1 protein-coding gene is annotated in these 219 nt (G+C 66.2%); it reads right to left on the bottom strand.

All coding sequences use genetic code 11. The features are described from left to right. Positions 1-219 (bottom strand): hypothetical protein (locus ACL9RJ_RS33300; RefSeq protein WP_422766025.1); only part of this gene is annotated, 219 nt, incomplete at both ends.

Raw genomic sequence — 219 nt, 5'->3', positions numbered from 1 at the left:
TCCCCAGCAGATCCAGGGTCACGCCAGCGGCGCCGGTGAGGACGCCATTGCTGTTATCGAGATGGGTGCCGGTAAACCCCAGCGCCTGCTGGGCGTTGATCGTCCCGCCGTTGTTCAGGGCCATGGCCTTCAGCGTCAGCACCGCGCCGCTGTCGATGGAACCGCCCGTGGCGTTGTTCAACAAACCGCTGACCGTCAGGGTCTGTCCCTGGGCGCTGG

This window comes from Pseudomonas sp. Mn2068, assembly GCF_049319725.1.
Lineage (GTDB): Bacteria > Pseudomonadota > Gammaproteobacteria > Pseudomonadales > Pseudomonadaceae > Aquipseudomonas > Aquipseudomonas gingeri.
Note: the sequence above shows the minus strand (reverse complement) of the source record. Positions and strands in the feature narration are given on the sequence as shown.